Origin of the sequence: Methanococcus maripaludis (genome assembly GCF_002945325.1) — an archaeon.
Lineage (GTDB): Archaea > AGJL01 > Methanococci > Methanococcales > Methanococcaceae > Methanococcus > Methanococcus maripaludis.
The window spans coordinates 17290-36226 of the sequence record NZ_CP026606.1 but is presented as its reverse complement, the minus strand read 5'-3'; the positions used below and the strand labels follow the sequence as shown (position 1 = coordinate 36226).

Below are 18937 nucleotides of genomic sequence, written 5' to 3'. Positions count from 1 at the left end.
AAGTGTGTATACTTAGAATCATGAGTTATATTTGAAAACATTTAAATTTCATATCTGAAATTGCTTTTTTAACCCCTGAACACCTATTTGGGTATAATTCATAATTTTACTAAAATTTTTAAATAACCCCATAATTTTATTTTTTAGACTGGATTTTTAATTTTGAACCTTTTTTTCAAATATTATTCCATAAGATGAATCTTTATATATTATAGGATAATATCTGGATATTACGGATTTTTGATATTCATTGATTATTCACTCTTTTTAGTAGTGAGGTGAAATGTTGATTCTTTTAGATGAAAATACACGGGCAATTGTTCAAGGGATCACGGGAAATCAGGGTAGATTCCACACGAAAAACATGCTTGAATGCAAAACAAATATATTGGCAGGAGTAACGCCGGGAAAAGGCGGTCAGGATGTTTACGGAGTCCCTGTTTATGATACAGTTTTAGAAACTGTTGAAAAATACGACGCGAATGCATCTTTAATATTTATACCTGCGCCATTTGTAAAAGATGCTGCATACGAAGCTATTGATGCAGGAGTTGAGCTTGTTACAATTATTACTGAGCACATTCCAATTCAAGATTCGATGGATATCGTAGCATATGGGAAAAAACACGGCGTAAATATAATCGGACCAAATACTCCGGGTTTAGCATCTCCAAAGGTAGGAAAACTTGGAATCATCCCGATGAGCATATTAAAAGAAGGAAACATTGGAATGGTATCAAGAAGTGGTACATTAACTTATGAAATTGCAAGCCAGCTTACTTTATCAAATTACGGCCAATCATCCTGTGTTGGAATTGGTGGAGACCCGATAACTGGTTTAAGATATATTGAAGTTTTAGAAATGTTTGAAAACGACCCTGAAACTGACGCAGTTGTAATGGTTGGAGAAATCGGTGGAAACGCTGAAGAAGATGCAGCTGAAAAAATGATTTCAAAAATGAAAAAACCCGTTATTTCATACATTGCAGGACAGTCTGCACCCGAAGGAAAAAGAATGGGTCACGCTGGTGCAATTATCGAAAAAGGAGTCGGAACTGCAAAAAGCAAAATGCAAGCTCTTGAAAATGCAGGCGCACATGTTGCAAAAAGAATTTCGGATATTCCATTATTATTAAAAGAAATTATTTAAACTGCTTTTTTCAATTATTTTATTATTAATTTAAAACGTGAAAAAAATGACTGGACTAATAATCTGTGAGAAACCAAACGTTGCTAAAAAAATTGCAGAAGCCCTTGGAAAACCAAAGAAAAAATCCCACAATTCAGTGCCTTATTACGAATTAGAAAGAAATGGAGAAAGTATAGTGGTAGCTTCAGCAGTAGGTCACTTATACACGCTCCAAGAAAAAACCAAAACTAAATTTGGAGATTACCCGGTTTACGATATAAATTGGGTTCCAGCATCAACGCTTGATGAAAAAAAATACATTCAAAAATATATTGATGCACTGAAAAAAGTTTCAAAAGACGCAAACAAATTTTATGTTGCAACGGATTGGGATATTGAAGGGGAGTTAATTGGTTACCATGCACTGAATTTTTCATGCGGCCAGAAAAACGCTCACAGATTAAGATTTTCAAGTTTAACTAAAAAAGAAATCCTGAAAGCTTATGAAAATCCAAATGAAATAGATTTTGGACTCGTTGATGCAGGAGACAGCAGACACAAAATCGACTGGTATTTTGGTATAAATGTTTCAAGAGCACTTATGCAGGCAGTAAGTTCAGTTAAACGATGGAAAACCCTCAGTACAGGTAGGGTTCAGGGTCCAGCACTTGCTTTTTTAGTAGATAAAGAATTAGAAATTAGAAATTTTGTTCCAACCCCATATTGGGTGCTTGAAGCTCTTTTAGATAATGACTTAATTGCAGTTCACGAGCTTGAAAAATTCTGGGATGAAGAACAGGCAAATAAAGCCTATGAAAAGGTAAAAGGTCAAAAACAGGCAACAGTTTCAGACGTTAAAAAAAGCATGAAAACCATCCCTCCAAATCCGCCTTTCGATTTAGGTGCACTGCAAAGGGAAGCCCACAACATGTTTAGGTTTTCCCCTAAAAAAACGCAAGAAGTTGCACAAAAACTTTATGAAAAAGGATACTGTTCATATCCAAGAACAAGTTCACAAAAACTTCCAGACGACAAGGCATACATGGACGAAGTCTTGAAAAACCTTTCAAAAAATAAAAATTATAAACCATACATTGAAACAATTTTAAATGAAAATAGAAAACCGATTTCAGGTAAAAAGGACGACCCTGCACACCCTGCGGTACACGCAGTAGATGTTCCAAAGGAAAAACTGCCCGATGATGAATTAAAGTTATACGAACTTATTGCAAGAAGAACAATTGCACTTTACTGGGATAACGCTAAAAGGGAATATTCAAAAATCAATCTCGATATTAACGGCGAAACATTTAAATTAAGCGGTTCAAGAACCGTTGAAGAAGGATGGCATGAAATATATTACTATACTAAATTCGATGAAATAGAACTCCCAGAATTAAAGAAAAATGACGTAATAAATGTAAATAACATAAATTTCGAAGCAAAAGAGACGAAGCCTCCAAAAAGATACACAATGGCTTCGATTATTAAGGAACTTGAAAAAAGAAAACTCGGAACAAAAGCTACAAGAGCAGATATCCTCGAAAAACTAACCAAACGAGGTTATGTAATTGAAGATGGTTCTTTAACGGTTACGGATCTTGGAATTGGAGTTACCGAAACTTTAAGAAAATACTGTCCAGAAATTGTTGAAGAAACCCTTACAAGAGACCTTGAAGATAAATTAGAGCTTATTCAGGACAAAAAAATCAAAAAGGAAGAAGTTATACAGGAAACTAAAGACAAACTTACAAAAATCCTTGGAGAGTTCCGCTTAAAAGAAAAGGAAATCGGAACTGAACTTGTTGACAAACTTGATTCGACAAATAGGTCTTTACAAATAATTGGAAAATGTAAATGTGGCGGAGACATGATTATCATCCGTACAAAGGGCAAAAAAAGATTTGTTGGATGCAGTAACTATCCTGACTGTGAAGTTACATTCCCGCTCCCGCAGAAGGGAAGAATCAAAGTATTAAACGAAGTCTGTGAAAAATGCCAAAATCCAGTAATCGGGCTTGATAGAATAAAAATTTGTGTAAATCCCGACTGCAGTACAAGAATTTCAGAAGAAGATAAAAAAGAAATTGAAAAAGCTGAAAAGGAAGAAAAAATTTGTCCAAAATGCGGCAATAAGCTTTTGATTAAAAAAGGACCTTATGGAGTTTTCAGAGGCTGTGAAAACTACCCGAAATGTAAATATACTGAAAAATTAAACGGGGAATCCAATGAAAAGGAAATCGTTGGAAAATGCCCAAAATGTGGAAGCGACCTCTATAAAAGAAAAGGACGATTTGGAGAGTTTATTGGATGCAGTAACTACCCAAAATGTAGGCATACTGAAAAGATAGACAAGAAAAAAGAAGATACGCCGGGAGAAACTAAGGCAGAAACAAAGAAAGAAGCAAAACCAAAAACTGCTAAAAAAACAGCTCCAAAAAAGACCGCAACAAAGACCACTAAAACTACCGCCAAAAAGACGGCTACGAAAAAAACCACAACTAAAAAAGCAACTGCAAAGAAGACAGCAGAAAAATAAATTAAACACTAAATATTAAAAATAATCCTAAAATTATCAATATAATTCCTGAAATATATGTTATAAATTTCTTTTTTACTATTTTTTCAACTATTTGTTTACTTTCTGCACCAAGCGTACTCAAAAATATTATTGGAATCCCGTAACCCAAAGAATACGTCAAAAGTGCAAAAAATCCATAATAAACATCTGCTTTTGATGCTACAAATGTTAAAATTCCTGCCAATATTGGATCTGCACATATATTTGCACCAAACCCGTAAACTATCCCCAAAACTATCGAATTTAAAATCTTAACAGGTAGTGAAATATTGTTCATTTTCGATAATTTTTTTGAAAATTTCTGGAAAACACCTTCTTTTCTAAATGTAAAATTTTTATTGAATAAAACCAAAATTCCAAAAATTATAGCGAAAGTTCCTGCAACGTATTTTAACAAGGTTAAATTTAAAAAAATACCAAATGCTGAAGATAAAACTCCAAGCGTGCTGAAAACAATTGAAAAACCAACCATAAAGCTAAATGATACTAAAAATCCTTCAAACCGGGAATTAGATATTCCAAAAGTATAAGCTAAAACAAATGGTAAAACCGTTACAATGCAAGGTCCAAGCGCAGTTGAGATTCCTGCCAAAAAGATTAAAAAAAGATCCATAAAATCACAAATTTAAATATTATTTAAAATATTCTTCTGCTTTCGATTTTATTACTTCAGGCTGATTTCCAATTACCCTATCAACTTCTTCTCCATTTTTAATGAAAACTACAGTTGGTACAAGGTTTATACCATAATTTATAGCCATCTGACCGTTTTCATTTACATTTATTCTGGATATATTGTATCCTTCATCCTCAAGTTCATCAATATGGGGTGAAAGTTCTTCGCACGCGGGACAAGTTGTAGAATAAAATTCAATCATCAGGTTTTGCCCATTCATATCTAAATCTGTTTTTTCGGTTGAAATACATCCTGCAGATACGATTAAAAGTATAACTACTAAAAAATTTAAGAAATGTTTCATAATTAACACATCTTTACTATTTTTGAATGCTGCTTAATGCGCCGGTAAATGCAGTAACTCCTTCACCAACTGCCTTTGAAACCTGCAAAATTCCGCCTGTAACGTCACCACAAGCATAAATTCCCTCTACGCTAGTTTTACAGTTTTCATCCGTTTCAATAAATTTTCTTTTATTAAGTTTTATTTTGCTTCCATCCAAAAATTCAGTATTTGGAACGTACCCAAAGCTTATAAATATTCCATCAGCAGAAATAATCTTTTCTTCTCCAGCTATTGAAACTTTAACACCTTCTGCTTTTTCTTTTCCAACAATCTCGATTGGTTCTGCATTAAGAACTATTTCAAGATTATTCATTAGGTTCATCCTGTCTTCCATTATCTTTTCGACTGCCTTTAATTCGGACCTGTCTGTAACTATCGTTATTTTTTTGGCAATATCTTTTAAGTTATATGCTGCCATTATCGCAGAAGTACCCCTTCCAAGCACGATTACTTCTTTGTTTAAAAAGAAGAAAGCATCACACATTACACAATAACAGACTCCTTTTCCCATAAAATCGTCTTCATTTAATCCTGGCTTTTTGTACCTACTTCCCGATGCAATTACTATTGATTTTGCTTCGTAGGTTTCATGTTTCGTAATAACTTTATAGGGTTTTGATGAAGTATCTATTTTCTCAACTTCTTCGTGGATTATTGGAAGTTCGAAGTGTTTTGCATGTTCTGAAAATTTCTGTGCAAGTTCAAAACCTTTTATCGATTCAAAACCCGGATAATTTTCAACGATCCCCGCTTCTGCAATTTTTCCGCCTTCATTTTGTTTTTCAAGGCATAATGTACTTAATTTAGCCCTCATTGCGTATATTCCTGCGGTAAGTCCCGCCGGACCGCCTCCAATAATAATTAAATCATATACCATCAAACCACCTGCTGTTCTGAATAATACTCTGTTTTTAAAAATATATAAAATAGTATAAAATATTAAATATCGGCTTTAAATCAATCTAGGGCTTAAATGATTCTAAGTTTTCTTTTAGATTGAAAATACAACTTTCAACATTTTCATCATTGCAGTTTATTTCAACCTCTGAAATATCGCGGGTATCTAAAAATGCAAAGATATTGTATGCAGGACATCCATACTGGGTTTTTTTAGTTTTTGGAAGGTTTAATTTTTTCAATTCTTTTGAAATATCATTATTTAAGTATATAATTTCATTTTCAAGCCCCTCATTCATTACAGGTTTATTATTTAGAGTTTGAGGGCTTCTTGTAACAATTCCTGAGGAATTTGAAAGAATTGATGCATGAATCATGCCTTCAATACTTGAAGCAGGTTCAATTATAGTTGATTCATCTTTTTTTACAAATTCTGGAAGGAATGATGCTTTGATTCTAAGCCATGTACTTTCTTCAGGATTCTCTTGAATAATTTCTTTTGCTTTTTTTGATAAATTCGCATTATTTAAAAAGTAAGTTTTAAATTCTGAAGATAATTCCCTTAAACGAATATCTTCTGAATTTTTATGAGTTAAATGATATGTTATATGTTTTTGGCCGAGTTTTTTATCATAATATCGTATAAGATTTTCTGCAGATTGTTTTGTAAGGGTTAATGCTTCTTCAAAGCTTATTTTTGTTTTATATTCAATTAATTTAGCATATTCATAAGTTTCAAGTATAATATTCGTTTTAAATTCCCCTTTAGTTTCAACGGCAATTGAAACATAATCTTCGAGTGTTGGATGCCTTAGAAGCATTTTTAAAACTTCTTCGGGAGTAGTGTTATAATTTAAACTTTTAATTTCCTGATGTGTTAAAAGACATGGGCCTGTAGTAATATTTTTCGAAATAAAGTCCCCTAAAATTCCAATAAATCTGTGGGGGGAAATGTCCGTAAATTCGTTGGTATTAACTGGTTTTAAACCATATTTCTCAATTATACGGTTCCAGTACTGGGGGTACGTATGCTTAAAATATAAGTTTGTAAATTCTTTTTGGCAGACTACCAAATTATCACCCGTGTAAATTCATTTAATTTGGGTTACAAAATCTAAATCCTGATCATTTAACAGATATTAAATATAGTTTATTGTAGTGTCTTAATACTACACTACCATTATAGTATATATATTTTACTGCTATTTTAACTTCACAACCCTACCCCCAAAATAAGCTTTAATTAATAAATTAAAGAAAAATAGGGATTTTTTTATTTATTTTGAAAAACCATATAATATACTATGTTCATATTTTTATATGGCTAATAATTAAACAGACTGCCTGTAAATTAAAGAGGACGCTGTTTAAAGCTTGAGCCGTTTAGGTATCCAATCAATAGGGGGATAGGATATGGAAGAAATATACTCAAAAATGGTTAATGAAGCAATGGCTGCTCAATGGGCGGATGTAGACATAATTAAAGAAAAAAGAGGGCATGAATTTAAGATAAAGCATGCTAAAGGATACGTAGATGTTGCAAATAAGATGGAGGCGGTTGGGAATCAGGATCCTTCGGTAATTAAATTACATAAAGATTCGATTAATGCGCATTTCGATATTTTATCGGAACTTACCAAAACTGTAAGACCTGAAGATGACCCATTTGTTGAACACTATCAAACTCCAGCCATACTTGAAATACTTTACAAAGAAGACCCAGAATTTAGAAAAAGCGTTGAAAAATTTATTCAAACAATTGAAAAATCAGAAGCGCTTATAGGTAAAGAAGTTCTCAGAAGGTATGGTGGTTTTTATGGGCCTACCTGTGTTGTAGACTTCGCATTGATTCCTGGAAGCACGAGTAACATCGTAAACAGGATTCTTAAAAATGTAGATATTCCAATTGCACACAAACAAGCGATTTTAGCGTCAAAATCATGGGGAATGAATACATCCTATGGTTTTGGGGAAAAATTTACAAATGCAGTTGAAGCAGGAAAATCATTAAATGAAGCCATTAAAGAAGAAATTGAAATGATAAAATTCATTTATGATAAACCAATTGACGCTCAAGCAAAACTTATGGACGATTTCGGCCATGAAAGCTTCGATGTTAGAAAATATATGGGAGAATACAAAAAGAAAATGGAATCGGCAGTATCTGCTGCAATGGAATCAGAAGTTCATTACGGAAACATTGTAACTATTCCTGCATACTGTGTTGGGGATATTGCACACCACGTTGCCCAATCAACATTTAACATGTGCAAAGATGACGTTGTAATGGGAGTAATCGAAGCTGTTTCAACAGTAATGGACAATACATTACGATCAAACGTGAAAAACTTCAAAAATGAATATGAAGTATTATCTCTTGCAACAGGGTCAACTGCTGCTGCAACAGAATGCATGCTTGAATTAGATGGATTTAATGCACCAACAGTTGTAGATTTACTTACGAAAAGATTCCATAACTATGTACAGCTCTATCCAACAAGAGGTGCGGCTGCAGAACTTCACAACCACGACTTCATGGACATGATATATAGGGGTTGGAAGTTAATTGATAAAGCTCGAAGAGTTAAAAATGGAAGCGATGCTCCAATAACTCCTAAAATAGGTAACTTCAAAGTAGATCTTGATCCTATCTTCAAAAATGAGGTTATTATGAACCCACAAAGATATGCATACCCTGCTTGTGCAATAACAGTTCGATTTTCAGCACTGATGAGGCTTGCAGACTATCCATGTCTTTTAACGAGTGAACCTGTAACTGCAACAATGATGACAAACATTATTGCACTGCATAAAGAAACACCTGGAGCTCCTGCAAGAGTTTGTAAAGACTGTGCAACCGCTTGTTTGGTGGACTTTAGACATCAGTACTGCCAGTACAGAGAAGCAGTATAATTCATAACTATTTTCATTTTTAACGGAGGGGTAAAATGAAGTGTTATCTCTGTAAATTAGAAGGAAAAGATACCGATGCAGTAGCTTCGTGCATAGTTTGTGGAATGGGCGTTTGTATGGACCACGTAGTACGTGAAGAAATCGACCACTGGGAAGGAGGATACCCATTTCCAGCCACGAAATTAAAAAAGACAATTCCAAGAATGCTCTGCAAACCCTGCTATAATGCACTTATGGGGGGTAAAAAATGAGCATGCTTAAAAAATTAATTGCAGAATGCCTTGGAACTGGTATTTTAGTATTTTTTGGTCCAGGTGCTGCTGCAATGACTTTAATGATTGCAAATAATACCGGAACTGCAGGAATTGGATTATTGGGTGGACTTGGAGACTGGTTTGCAATTGGATTTTCATTTGCAATCGCTATTGCTGCAGTAATTTATACAATGGGACGTATTTCTGGAGCCCATATTAATCCTGCAGTTACAATTGGACTATGGGCCGTTAAAAAATTCCCCACAAAAGATACAGTTCTATATATTATCGCCCAGTTAATCGGTGCTGCAATTGGTTCTCTACTGTTCTTTGCATGCATTGGAATTGATTCTGTAACAGTTGGGGGACTTGGGGCTACTGCACCATTTGCAGGAATAAGCTATTTCCAGGCAATACTCGCAGAATTTATTGGAACATTCCTACTAATGTTCGTTATAATGGGTGTTGCGGTGGATAAACGTGCTCCCGATGGCTTTGCAGGACTGGTTATCGGTTTGACAGTTGGTGCAATAATTACGACTACTGGAAATATTGCGGGAGCCTCACTAAACCCTGCAAGGACTTTTGGGCCGTATTTGATAGATAGTATTTACGGGTTAAATCTGTGGTACTACTTCCCGATATATATTATCGGCCCGATTCTTGGAGCAATAGTTGCCGCATTTACATACGAGTACTTAAATCGCGAATAATTGAAAACTCTTTTTTTATTTTTTGAAAAATACCATATTTAAAAAATTATTAAACCTATTAACTCATCTGAAAAGTATTAATATTTTAAAACACTATATAGCTACTATTACATACAGGTGGTATTATGGGTACTATTTCGGAGTATTTTAAAATTAAAGGGGAAATAGGGGAGCTAAAAGAAGAAATCAACAAAAAAATAGGATATTCTGATGAAACCACGATGTCCCGTTCGGAATCAATTCGATACCTGAACAAAAAAATAATTTCAAAGAAAAAAAGATTAAAAAGCATTGAAAATAAAATTATTATAAATTATATATTCCCGTTGTTTCTTGTTATTTTAATTTTGGCCTATATTTACGTAAAACAAAACGTCTTATAACTTTTCTGAATTTTAAAATTTTAGATTAAAAAAAGAAAAATAATTTAGTTAATGAACTAATTTTTGGAAACATTCTTTACAGACTATTTTACCATCAATAGTTCTTCCCTTAATTTCCATAAATGTTTCTCCACAGTTTTCGCAAGTAAGTGATGGATAAAGTCTTGCTTTTTTAGGTTCTTCAATTTCTACCCATTGTACATCGAATAATTCTTCTTCAGGAGCTTCCATAAGATGTTTAACAGCTTCTTTTCTTCTTTCAAACATCTGTTTCTCGTCTTCTGCAGTTAAAGTTCCTTCATTGAACTTTTTGTTGAAGTTTCCTACCTTCTCTGCAAGATTGTATTTTAAATAAATTCTGAGAGCTTTATCGTTATCTCTTGAGTAAAATGTGTAAACGTGCTTTCCGTTGTCTTTAAATTTCAGATTTCCTTTTCCAAATGTGCATCCAAGCATCTGCTGTATTCCATCAATACTACAGGAGTTATTTTCAACTATTGCAACAAGCTGTTCATCTTCAGATCTTTCGTAGTGATCTAACACATATTTTGAAACCCTGTAACCGATTGTAACACCTGGGCATTCATGGCCGTGAAATTCAATTGTTTTTTGGTAGTCTTCATTCAAATTTTCACCATTTTGTGCGGATACTTTACAATTTATCATCCTTTAAATCCCATATATCGTATTACTTTTTATAAGTTTTTATTATTTTAAAGTACATCTACAACATTTCCAACGATAATAATTCCGGGAGGGCATACATTTTCCAATTTTGCCTTTTCAACAATATTTGATAAATTTCCTTTAACAATTCTTTGATTTTCTCTCGTTCCATCCATTAAAATTGCAACAGGCGTATTTTCATTTCTTTTTGGATTTTTCAACAGTTCTTTTACGTGCTTTTCAAGAGTTGTAATTCCCATCAATATTACTATTGTGTCTGCATTTAATTCGCTTAGTTTTACCTGCATTTCTTTTTCGGTCTTGTCTCCTGCTTCATGGCCAGTTACAACAGTAAATGATGTTGCAACTTTTCTGTGAGTTACAGGAATTCCAAAAATTTCTGGAACTGAAATTGAAGAAGTAATTCCTGGTATCATTTCATATTCTATTCCTTCTTTTTTTAAAGCAAGAACTTCTTCTCCACCTCTGCCAAATACAAAAGAATCTCCACCCTTAAGCCGTACAACATTTTTATTTTCTTTTGCTTTATCAATCAATATTTCGTTTATTTCTTCCTGTTTGTATGAATGTTTACCTTTTCTTTTTCCAACATAGATGAGTTCAGAACCCGTTTTAGCATATTTTAAAAGTTTTTCCCCGATTAAATCATCATAAACTATTACATCTGCATTTTTTATTGCTTCTACACCTTTTAATGTGATTAATCCCTCGTCACCAGGGCCTGCACCAACTAAAATAACTTTCATAATTTTCCCTTTTCTCTAAATTTTACAAAATACATGAATATACAATAGATGAGATTTAAGTTCAATTTTATATATAAAATTTGATATTTGTTGGTAATTTGTTGGTAAACACTTCCAAATATTAATTTAGGGAAACCGATTTTAAAATAAATACTTATAAAAGGAAATATCAAGGTATATTAAAATATATCATGATTAATTTGATTGGTATTAAGTCTAATTTTAAACGTCCTTAATACAAAATAAGAGCGAAAATATGATAATAAAAGGCATCAAGGATGCAGAAGTTCCCGACGAAATCTTTAAAATGGGGCTTAACTTCCAGATATTAAATGCAGATAGAGTAGCTACAAAAACACATATTTTGCACAGTATATACCAGGCAAAAACAAAACACAATATCTCAAAAAACATCTGGATGGAAATACTACTTCGTGCATCAGGGCAAAAGCAAATTTCAAATGCGATAAAAATACTTGGTGCAAAAAAAGGAAACATCTGCGTTGTATGCGAAGATGAAAAAACGTTTGAAAAAATAAAAAATACGGTAAAAGGATGCATTGATGACAGCGTTCTTGAATTAAATAGCGAAAAAGAAAAAAAGATAAGGGAAGTTTTTGAAATTAACCTTCACGGAAACCTAATTGAAAGAGTTTGTGAAAAAATTGCTCTTATCGAGGTTCTATGATTTGGTTGGTGTGGATTATGATTGTCAAAAAAATATCAAAATTAAACGAAAAAGAACTTGATATTATACTTAACAGGAATAAGACAAATATTTCTGGAATTTTACCAACAGTAAGCGAAATTTTAGAAAATGTTCAAAAAAATGGAGATAATGCCTTAAAAGAATATACTAAAAAATTCGATGGCGTAAACCTTGATAATTTTAAGGTATCTTCTGAAGAAATTGATAAAGCATACGACAAAATCGATTCAAAAGTAGTGGAATCTCTTGAAAAAGCTTACGAAAATATTAAAGAATTTCACGAAATCCAGTTTAAAAATTTAAACGAATGGGAAATTGAAAAAAAAGGAATTAAAGCTGGACAGATCATAAGACCTGTTGAAAAAGCTGGATGTTATGTTCCAGGAGGACGGGCATTTTACCCTTCAACAGTTTTAATGACTGTAACTCCTGCAAAAGTAGCTGGCGTAAAAGAAGTAATTGTAACATCCCCTCCAAACGGAACCGAAGGAAACCCTGCAACACTTGTTGCCTCAGACATTGCAAAAGCTGATGGAATATACAAAATCGGAGGAGCACAAGCAATTGGAGCTCTTGCATACGGTACTAAATCTATTCCAAAAGTCGATATTATTGTAGGGCCTGGAAATATCTTTGTAACTGCCGCTAAAAAGTTAGTTTACGGTGAAGTTTCAATTGATTTTCCAGCAGGGCCTTCCGAAGTTCTTATTATGTGTGATGAATCATCAAATGAAGAATACGTTGCAATGGACTTTTTAGCACAGGCTGAGCACGATCCTAACGCTTCATGTATAATTACCGTCACTTCCGAAGAAAAAGCAGAAAAAATCAAAGAAAGAATTTTGATGGAAATAAAAACTGCTAAAAGAACCGAAATTATTGAAAAATCGATTTTAAATTCTGCAATCGTTATCGGCTCAATTGAGGAGTGTATTGAACTTTCAAACAGCTACGCGCCAGAACACTTGGAAATAATGACGAAAAATCCTAGAGAAGTTTTAAAATCCATTGAAAATGCAGGAAGCATCTTTTTAGGAAATTACGCACCCGTTCCTGTTGGAGACTATGCAAGCGGTACTAACCACGTTCTTCCAACATCCGCCTGTGCAAAAATGTATTCTGGACTCAGCGTTGAAACATTTATTAAAAAGCCAACAGTTCAAGAATTGACAAAAGAAGGACTTTTAGGAATTAGTGACATTGTAACTACACTTGCAGAAGCTGAAGGATTATTTAACCATTCTGAAGCAGTTAAAAGAAGATTAAATTAAAAAATATTAAAAATCAGTACTGTCGTGAAAAACATGATGCAGCAGCTGAAATTACTTATATCGCTTTTTGCGGTCTTGATGATTTTGATGGTCGGAATGAAGACAATTAATGACTCAAAACTGCTGGATACCACAGATTCATTTACTGAAACTTACTTTGACTATGCAGAATCCACATTAGAACTTTCAGAAAAGGTTGTGAATAATACGGAAAGTCTTTCAGGAAATAATTCAGAAGAAAACGCCATTGAAACTGTATCCCGATCAGTTGATGATTTTAATGAGTCTTTAAATTATGTAATGAATATGGAAAAATATTTAAACGATTCAGATGAATCTAAAGATTCTGAAGAAGAACCTTCGAAAAATCCTGAAAAAACGGAAAATTCACAAGAAACAGAACCTTTAGAATCTGAAGATGGGATAATTATTGAAGTCGATTTAAAATAATTTACTTTTTTATTTTTAAGGTGTAATAATGCTTTTTAGTGATTTTTGTAAAATTCTTGATAAAATTGAAAAAACTACGAAAAGACTTGAAAAAACAGACTATTTTGTAGAATTAATCGATTTTATCAAAAATAATGAAAAACCGGAAAATTTAAAACAAGTGTCACAAATCACGATTGGAAGGGTTTTTGCAGAATTTGAAAACAAAGAAATTGGAATTGGGCCAAATTTGTTGCTTGAAGCAGTAAAAACCACAGGGATATCTGAAAAAGATTTAAAATCAAAAATTAAAGAAACCGGAGACATTGGAACTGCTGTTGAAAATTTAAGTTCAAATATAAAACAGGTTTCATTGTTCAGCCAAGCACTTACGCTTGAAGAGGTGTACTCCACATTAAAAAAACTTTCAGAAATCGAAGGAAATTCCTCACAAAAAAAGAAAACAAGAATAATTTCAAATTTACTAATTTTAGCAGACCCTGTTGAATCAAGATACATTTCAAGGCTTATTTTAGAAGATATGCGGATTGGAATGAACATTCCAACAATTTTAGCCTCATTTTCAAATTATTTTAATGTTAATAAGGAATCTGTCGAAAAAATATATGCTGTTACAAACGATATTGGACTTTTGGGCGAAAAGTTAATTTCTGGCTCAAACATTGAAAAAGATCCCGAATTAAAATTAAAAGTATTCAGGCCGATAAAACCGATGCTTGCACAGCTAACCCCGTCAATTGAAGATGCGATGATTGAGACTAAAATGCCCCAATTTGAAACTAAATACGATGGTGCAAGAGTTCAAGTGCATAAATCAAATGGAGGCGTAAAAATATACAGCAGAAGGCTTGAAAATATTACAAATTCGGTTCCTGAACTCGTTGAAGAAATCAAAAAACTGGATATTGATAATATCATATTAGAAGGGGAATGCGTTGCAATGGATTTAGATTCGGGAAAACCAAGACCTTTCCAAGATATTTTAAGAAGGTTCAGGCGAAAATATAATATTGATAAAATGGCCGAAAAAATAGCTTTAAGAATATATTTCTTCGATGTTTTATACTATGAAAAAGGTTTAATCGATACTCCGCTAAAAACAAGACGGGAAATTTTAGAAAAACTATTTGGAACAAATAACTGGGATAGTGAACTAGAAAAAATTAAAAAAGAGATATTTTCTAACAAAATGCTATTTTCGTCGTTTAAATTAAATAGTGATGATCCCAATCTTGTAAAAGAATTTTTTAACTGGAGTTTAAGCATTGGCCATGAAGGCATCATGATTAAAAACCCCGATGCACAATATACTCCCGGAAGCCGTGTTAAAACTATGTATAAAGTTAAACCAACGTTAGAAAATCTTGATGTTGTTGTAACCCGTGCAAAAATTGGAATGGGAAAAAGAAAAGACTGGTATGGTTCATATGAACTCTCCGTAAAAGATAATGATAGCAACTTACACGTTATCGGAAACGTTGGAAGCGGACTTACCGAAGACGACCTTGAAAAACTCACAAAAATAGTTAATGAAATAAAAATCGAAGATTTGGGTGAAGAAGTAATTTTAGAACCTAAAATAGTACTCGAAGTAACTTACGAAGAAATTCAGACTTCTGAAAAATATGAAATGGGTTATGCCTTACGTTTTCCAAGAGTTGTCCAGATAAGGGAAGACAAATCTATAAATGACATTAATACCTTAGATGATGTGAAGAAAATATACGAAATAGAACGAAACAGAAAATAATTTTTTATAAAAGGTGATTACATGGCAATTCACCCTATCGACTTTAGATACGGAACTCCTGAAATGAAAAAGGTATGGGAAGAAGAAACAAAACTTCAAAAAATGTTAGAAGTTGAGGCAGCCCTTGCTTTAGCAGAAGCAGAACTTGGAATGATTCCAAAAGAAGCTGCAGAAGAAATAAACAGGAAAAAATCAACTGAATTTGTAAAACTTGAAAGAGTAAAAGAAATTGAAATGGCAACACGACACGACGTTGTTTCAGTTGTAAAAGCTTTTGCTGAACAGTGCGAAGGAAATGCTGGAGAATACATCCACTTTGGTTCCACATCAAATGACATTATTGATACTGCACAGTCCCTCCAATTTAAAGATGCTTTTGAAGTTTTGGAAAGTAAATTAAAAATTTTAAGAGGAGAACTCTTAAAAAAAGCAGAAGAACACAAAAAAACAGTCTGCATTGGAAGAACACACGGACAGCATGCAGTTCCAACCACTTACGGAATGAAATTTGCATTGTGGGCTTCAGAAATCCAAAGACATATTGAAAGACTTGCTGCATCTAAAAAAAGACTCTGTGTTTCAATGATCACAGGCGCAGTAGGAACCATGGCTGCAATCGGTGAAAATGGAATTTTAGTCCACAAACGAGTTGGTGAAATTTTAGAACTTGATCCAGTTTTAATTTCAAACCAGGTTGTTCAAAGAGACAGACACGGAGAATTCATGGCCACTTTAGCATTAATTGCACAGACTTTGAATAAAATAGGAGTTACTGTAAGAAGCATGCAGAGAAGCGAAATTAAAGAATTAGAAGAAGAATTTGACGCTTCAAAGCAGACTGGATCATCCACAATGCCACACAAAAGAAATCCAATTACATTTGAACAGATTTGTGGACTTTCAAGAATTGTAAAAGCAAATGCACTTGCAGAATTCGACAACATTCCGCTTTGGGAAGAACGAGATTTAACAAATTCATCATCAGAAAGATGCTTGTTCCCAGAGTCATGCGTACTTTTGGACCACATAATTAATCTTTCAATAAAAGGAATGAGAAAATTAAGTGTAAATCTTGAAAATGTTAATAAAAACCTTGAAATGACAAAAGGGCTCATCATGGCTGAAAGAGTAATGATGTTTTTAGCAAACAGTGGAATGGGAAGACAAACCGGTCACGAAACTGTTAGAAAATGTGCAATGAAAGCCCACGATGAAGGAAGACACTTAAAAGAAGTACTTTTAGAAGAGCCTGAAGTTATGAAATACGTTTCACTTGATGAAATTGAAAAAATGTTTGATTATAAAACATATATTGGATTAGCTCCAGAAATTGTAGAAAATGTACTCAATGAAGCTAAAAATTGGGAATAATTTAAAAAAACATTTTAATAACAATATTCTTTTTTTTAAAATTTTAAAAATTATTCAAAATTATAATATACTTTTGGACCTGTTTCCGAAGAATAAACTGAGACCAAGTTTTTGTTTAAATAGTAATTTACCGTAACTACTGAATTATTTGCAATCATTCCTGAATTTTTAATTGATTCAACAATGCATTTACCGTAGCAGTCTGTATTCCAGTTAGTATTTAATGCTACTGAGCCTATAAATCCATCAGTAACAGTAACATTTATTTCAGACCAGGTGTTTTCAGAATTATTTATTTGTAAAATTTTCCCGCCTGAATTCGTTATTATGGAATTGAATGCATTTAATACCACTTCCCTTTGATCTAAATCGTCAGAGCTGTAGTTTGAATTAATACAGGCACAAAGCGACATCAATATCAAAACAGTAACTAAAATTCCAGAAAACAACTTAATTTTTTGCATAATATTGCCCCCGCGTAGTCATAAAATAATAAGTTTAAAGAAGTATATAGTTTTTTCGATTAATCGCAATTAAAAGGTTATAATAAAATATCTACTAAAATCCCGATTATACCGCCCAACATAATTACTCCAAAAACATATTTTAGTGCAATTTTCTTACCATAAACCTTTAACATTGCAGAAATCATCGGAAGACCTATTGATGGGGCAGATATTAAAAAGGATAAGATAAGGCCCTTTGGAACGCCGTTAATTGCAACAGAACTAATTAATGGAATCATTGCATTTGGGCATAAAAATATAAAGATTCTTGCAACTGACGCGTAAAAATACATCATAACATTGTTTGAAAGGGCGTATAATATTATGTCTTTTGGAATAAAATACATCATAAACCCAGAAATTAAAAAACCAATCATTATTGCAGGCATTAAATTCTTCATCTGTTTAAAAAGTACTTTTAAAAATGTTTCTTCAGCTTTTACATCGTATTCTTCAAAATAAAATGGAATTTTATCGTTATAAAATATAATTCCAAGAGAACAGGCTAGAACGAGTGATGCACAAATCTGCATTACCGCTATTTCGTATCCCAATAAAGAATAAGTGAGCATTACCCCAAGAGGAGTTATTGATGAAGCAGAAACTATAAAAGACATTGTAATTCCAAGATTTGTTCCTTTTGAGTTCATTACATTTGCAACAGGAACTCCGCTTGCAGAACATAATGGCAGTACTGCGCCAATTAACGATGCAATGATTATTGATTTTTTTGAATTATCCAATATATGGACAAATTTTTGTCTTAATTTTCCCTTAAGTTTTACTTTAATATAAGCAGACATCAGAAAACCAAAGAGTATGTAAACAAACGCTTCTGAAAAAAAATTAAGGGAATGTTCTAAAGATATAAAAATTGCATCAGTTTGAATCATGTTTTCCACAATTTGTACAGGTGTGTGCTTTTACTTTCTTTATTCCTTTTTTTGTCAACTGAATCGTGGTCCCATATGGACAGATATATCTGCACCAAAATCTCGGGATGACTACACCTAAAGAAATTGCACCTAAAACAAGTATAAGCCTTGCATAATATGCATTTCCACCGGCAAGTAGAGAAAGCCTGATTGAGTCTAAAAGTTCTCCTGCATGGATTGGTATGTAAAATCTAGGGTTTCCATTGATTATTGCAATAATTACAAACAAAAATATGGTCCATTTGAGTAGATCAAGTATTATTTTCAGTTCCAGTGATAACTTTAATGGTTTTTTAGATATTTTCATTTTTACTTTGTAGAAAAGATCATTTAAAGTTCCAAGAGGGCATACTTTCCCGCAAAAATCAACTCTTGTAATTGCAACATAACCAAGAAGTGCTCCAAAAATTAAACGCCTGTAATTTTTTGAAGGACAGTCTATAACAGGACAGAGATCACAGACTAAAAAGGGAACCGTGTATGGACATCGGAATATAACTAAAAATACTGATGGAATTGCAACTAAAAAAAATCCATATTTTACGAGATTAAAAAAATTGGTTTTTTTGAGTTTAGATTTAAGTTCAAATTTCTTTTCTTTCAAATTTTCACCTGTGTAA

Annotated in this window: 20 protein-coding genes; 11 read left to right on the top strand and 9 right to left on the bottom strand. The window is 33.0% G+C overall.

Annotated elements, in window-relative coordinates:
* The first annotated feature begins 286 nt into the window (after positions 1-286).
* Positions 287-1150 carry a succinate--CoA ligase subunit alpha gene (sucD, locus tag MMJJ_RS00185; protein ID WP_104837143.1) on the top strand — a complete coding sequence of 288 codons (864 nt, stop codon included), beginning with the start codon at positions 287-289 and terminating at the stop codon, positions 1148-1150.
* Between the two features lie 46 nt (positions 1151-1196).
* Positions 1197-3668, top strand: a complete 2472-nt coding sequence (gene topA, locus MMJJ_RS00180; protein ID WP_104837142.1) for a DNA topoisomerase I — start codon at positions 1197-1199, stop codon at positions 3666-3668.
* Position 3669: 1 nt separating this feature from the next.
* Here the strand turns inward: topA and MMJJ_RS00175 are convergent, their stop codons facing one another.
* The 4 genes from MMJJ_RS00175 to MMJJ_RS00160 form a co-directional block, all read right to left on the bottom strand.
* On the bottom strand, positions 3670-4323 hold the full coding sequence (locus MMJJ_RS00175) for a cytochrome c biogenesis CcdA family protein (protein WP_104837141.1): 654 nt from the start codon (positions 4321-4323) through the stop codon (positions 3670-3672).
* Between the two features lie 19 nt (positions 4324-4342).
* A complete protein-coding gene (locus tag MMJJ_RS00170) occupies positions 4343-4690 on the bottom strand; it encodes a thioredoxin family protein (protein WP_104837140.1) in 348 nt (115 codons plus the stop codon).
* A gap of 16 nt (positions 4691-4706) precedes the next feature.
* Positions 4707-5609: a F420-dependent thioredoxin reductase gene (gene trxR / locus MMJJ_RS00165; protein ID WP_104837139.1), complete on the bottom strand. Its 903-nt coding sequence runs from the start codon at positions 5607-5609 to the stop codon at positions 4707-4709.
* 85 nt (positions 5610-5694) lie between these two features.
* Positions 5695-6702 (bottom strand): hypothetical protein, encoded by a 1008-nt coding sequence (locus MMJJ_RS00160; protein WP_104837138.1) that lies wholly within the window; start codon positions 6700-6702, stop codon positions 5695-5697.
* A 340-nt stretch (positions 6703-7042) separates the two neighbouring features.
* Between MMJJ_RS00160 and MMJJ_RS00155 the strand changes: the two genes are divergently transcribed.
* The 4 genes from MMJJ_RS00155 (at position 7043) to MMJJ_RS00140 (ending at position 9892) form a co-directional block, all read left to right on the top strand.
* Positions 7043-8542: a DUF2193 domain-containing protein gene (locus tag MMJJ_RS00155; RefSeq protein WP_104837137.1), complete on the top strand. Its 1500-nt coding sequence runs from the start codon at positions 7043-7045 to the stop codon at positions 8540-8542.
* Positions 8543-8577: 35 nt separating this feature from the next.
* Positions 8578-8793 carry a DUF2180 family protein gene (locus tag MMJJ_RS00150; protein WP_104837136.1) on the top strand — a complete coding sequence of 72 codons (216 nt, stop codon included), beginning with the start codon at positions 8578-8580 and terminating at the stop codon, positions 8791-8793.
* Entirely contained in the window at positions 8790-9509 is a 720-nt protein-coding gene (locus tag MMJJ_RS00145) for an MIP/aquaporin family protein (RefSeq protein ID WP_104837135.1), read from the top strand. The genes MMJJ_RS00150 and MMJJ_RS00145 overlap by 4 nt, the downstream gene beginning before the upstream one ends.
* Before the next feature lie 125 nt (positions 9510-9634).
* Positions 9635-9892 carry a hypothetical protein gene (locus tag MMJJ_RS00140; RefSeq protein WP_011170908.1) on the top strand — a complete coding sequence of 86 codons (258 nt, stop codon included), beginning with the start codon at positions 9635-9637 and terminating at the stop codon, positions 9890-9892.
* Positions 9893-9940: 48 nt separating this feature from the next.
* Here MMJJ_RS00140 and MMJJ_RS00135 read toward each other — a convergent pair whose 3' ends face one another.
* Positions 9941-10519 carry an FmdE family protein gene (locus tag MMJJ_RS00135; protein ID WP_104837134.1) on the bottom strand — a complete coding sequence of 193 codons (579 nt, stop codon included), beginning with the start codon at positions 10517-10519 and terminating at the stop codon, positions 9941-9943.
* An 86-nt stretch (positions 10520-10605) separates the two neighbouring features.
* On the bottom strand, positions 10606-11325 hold the full coding sequence (gene cobA / locus MMJJ_RS00130) for a uroporphyrinogen-III C-methyltransferase (RefSeq protein ID WP_104837133.1): 720 nt from the start codon (positions 11323-11325) through the stop codon (positions 10606-10608).
* Between the two features lie 256 nt (positions 11326-11581).
* On the opposite strand from cobA, the gene cgi121 reads away from it, so the two are divergent.
* The 5 genes from cgi121 to purB are packed head-to-tail and all read left to right on the top strand — an operon-like array spanning position 11582 to position 16876.
* Entirely contained in the window at positions 11582-12013 is a 432-nt protein-coding gene (gene cgi121 / locus MMJJ_RS00125; protein WP_104837132.1) for a KEOPS complex subunit Cgi121, read from the top strand.
* A 17-nt stretch (positions 12014-12030) separates the two neighbouring features.
* Positions 12031-13305, top strand: a complete 1275-nt coding sequence (gene hisD / locus MMJJ_RS00120; RefSeq protein WP_104837131.1) for a histidinol dehydrogenase — start codon at positions 12031-12033, stop codon at positions 13303-13305.
* A 33-nt stretch (positions 13306-13338) separates the two neighbouring features.
* Entirely contained in the window at positions 13339-13755 is a 417-nt protein-coding gene (locus MMJJ_RS00115; RefSeq protein WP_104837130.1) for a hypothetical protein, read from the top strand.
* 28 nt (positions 13756-13783) lie between these two features.
* A complete protein-coding gene (locus MMJJ_RS00110) occupies positions 13784-15505 on the top strand; it encodes an ATP-dependent DNA ligase (RefSeq protein ID WP_104837129.1) in 1722 nt (573 codons plus the stop codon).
* Between the two features lie 21 nt (positions 15506-15526).
* The gene (purB, locus tag MMJJ_RS00105; RefSeq protein ID WP_104837128.1) at positions 15527-16876 is read left to right on the top strand and encodes an adenylosuccinate lyase; all 1350 of its coding nucleotides are present in this window, start codon (positions 15527-15529) and stop codon (positions 16874-16876) included.
* A gap of 50 nt (positions 16877-16926) precedes the next feature.
* On the opposite strand, the gene MMJJ_RS00100 is transcribed toward purB, so the two are convergent.
* The 3 genes from MMJJ_RS00100 to MMJJ_RS00090 all read right to left on the bottom strand — a co-directional run bounded on the left by MMJJ_RS00100 (position 16927) and on the right by MMJJ_RS00090 (position 18921).
* The gene (locus tag MMJJ_RS00100; protein ID WP_013999429.1) at positions 16927-17340 is read right to left on the bottom strand and encodes a hypothetical protein; all 414 of its coding nucleotides are present in this window, start codon (positions 17338-17340) and stop codon (positions 16927-16929) included.
* Positions 17341-17417: 77 nt separating this feature from the next.
* Positions 17418-18275: a permease gene (locus tag MMJJ_RS00095; RefSeq protein WP_104837127.1), complete on the bottom strand. Its 858-nt coding sequence runs from the start codon at positions 18273-18275 to the stop codon at positions 17418-17420.
* On the bottom strand, positions 18262-18921 hold the full coding sequence (locus MMJJ_RS00090) for a 4Fe-4S binding protein (RefSeq protein ID WP_104837126.1): 660 nt from the start codon (positions 18919-18921) through the stop codon (positions 18262-18264). The genes MMJJ_RS00095 and MMJJ_RS00090 overlap by 14 nt, the downstream gene beginning before the upstream one ends.
* Between the last annotated feature and the right edge of the window lie 16 nt (positions 18922-18937).

Coding starts and splice junctions, on each gene's coding strand:
- topA (WP_104837142.1), top strand. CDS start 1,197: ATGACTGGACTAATAATCTGTGAGAAACCAAACGTTGCTAAAAAAATT.
- MMJJ_RS00175 (WP_104837141.1), bottom strand. CDS start 4,323: ATGGATCTTTTTTTAATCTTTTTGGCAGGAATCTCAACTGCGCTTGGA.
- MMJJ_RS00170 (WP_104837140.1), bottom strand. CDS start 4,690: ATGAAACATTTCTTAAATTTTTTAGTAGTTATACTTTTAATCGTATCT.
- trxR (WP_104837139.1), bottom strand. CDS start 5,609: ATGGTATATGATTTAATTATTATTGGAGGCGGTCCGGCGGGACTTACC.
- MMJJ_RS00155 (WP_104837137.1), top strand. CDS start 7,043: ATGGAAGAAATATACTCAAAAATGGTTAATGAAGCAATGGCTGCTCAA.
- MMJJ_RS00150 (WP_104837136.1), top strand. CDS start 8,578: ATGAAGTGTTATCTCTGTAAATTAGAAGGAAAAGATACCGATGCAGTA.
- MMJJ_RS00145 (WP_104837135.1), top strand. CDS start 8,790: ATGAGCATGCTTAAAAAATTAATTGCAGAATGCCTTGGAACTGGTATT.
- MMJJ_RS00140 (WP_011170908.1), top strand. CDS start 9,635: ATGGGTACTATTTCGGAGTATTTTAAAATTAAAGGGGAAATAGGGGAG.
- cobA (WP_104837133.1), bottom strand. CDS start 11,325: ATGAAAGTTATTTTAGTTGGTGCAGGCCCTGGTGACGAGGGATTAATC.
- cgi121 (WP_104837132.1), top strand. CDS start 11,582: ATGATAATAAAAGGCATCAAGGATGCAGAAGTTCCCGACGAAATCTTT.
- hisD (WP_104837131.1), top strand. CDS start 12,031: ATGATTGTCAAAAAAATATCAAAATTAAACGAAAAAGAACTTGATATT.
- MMJJ_RS00115 (WP_104837130.1), top strand. CDS start 13,339: ATGATGCAGCAGCTGAAATTACTTATATCGCTTTTTGCGGTCTTGATG.
- MMJJ_RS00110 (WP_104837129.1), top strand. CDS start 13,784: ATGCTTTTTAGTGATTTTTGTAAAATTCTTGATAAAATTGAAAAAACT.
- purB (WP_104837128.1), top strand. CDS start 15,527: ATGGCAATTCACCCTATCGACTTTAGATACGGAACTCCTGAAATGAAA.
- MMJJ_RS00100 (WP_013999429.1), bottom strand. CDS start 17,340: ATGCAAAAAATTAAGTTGTTTTCTGGAATTTTAGTTACTGTTTTGATA.
- MMJJ_RS00095 (WP_104837127.1), bottom strand. CDS start 18,275: ATGATTCAAACTGATGCAATTTTTATATCTTTAGAACATTCCCTTAAT.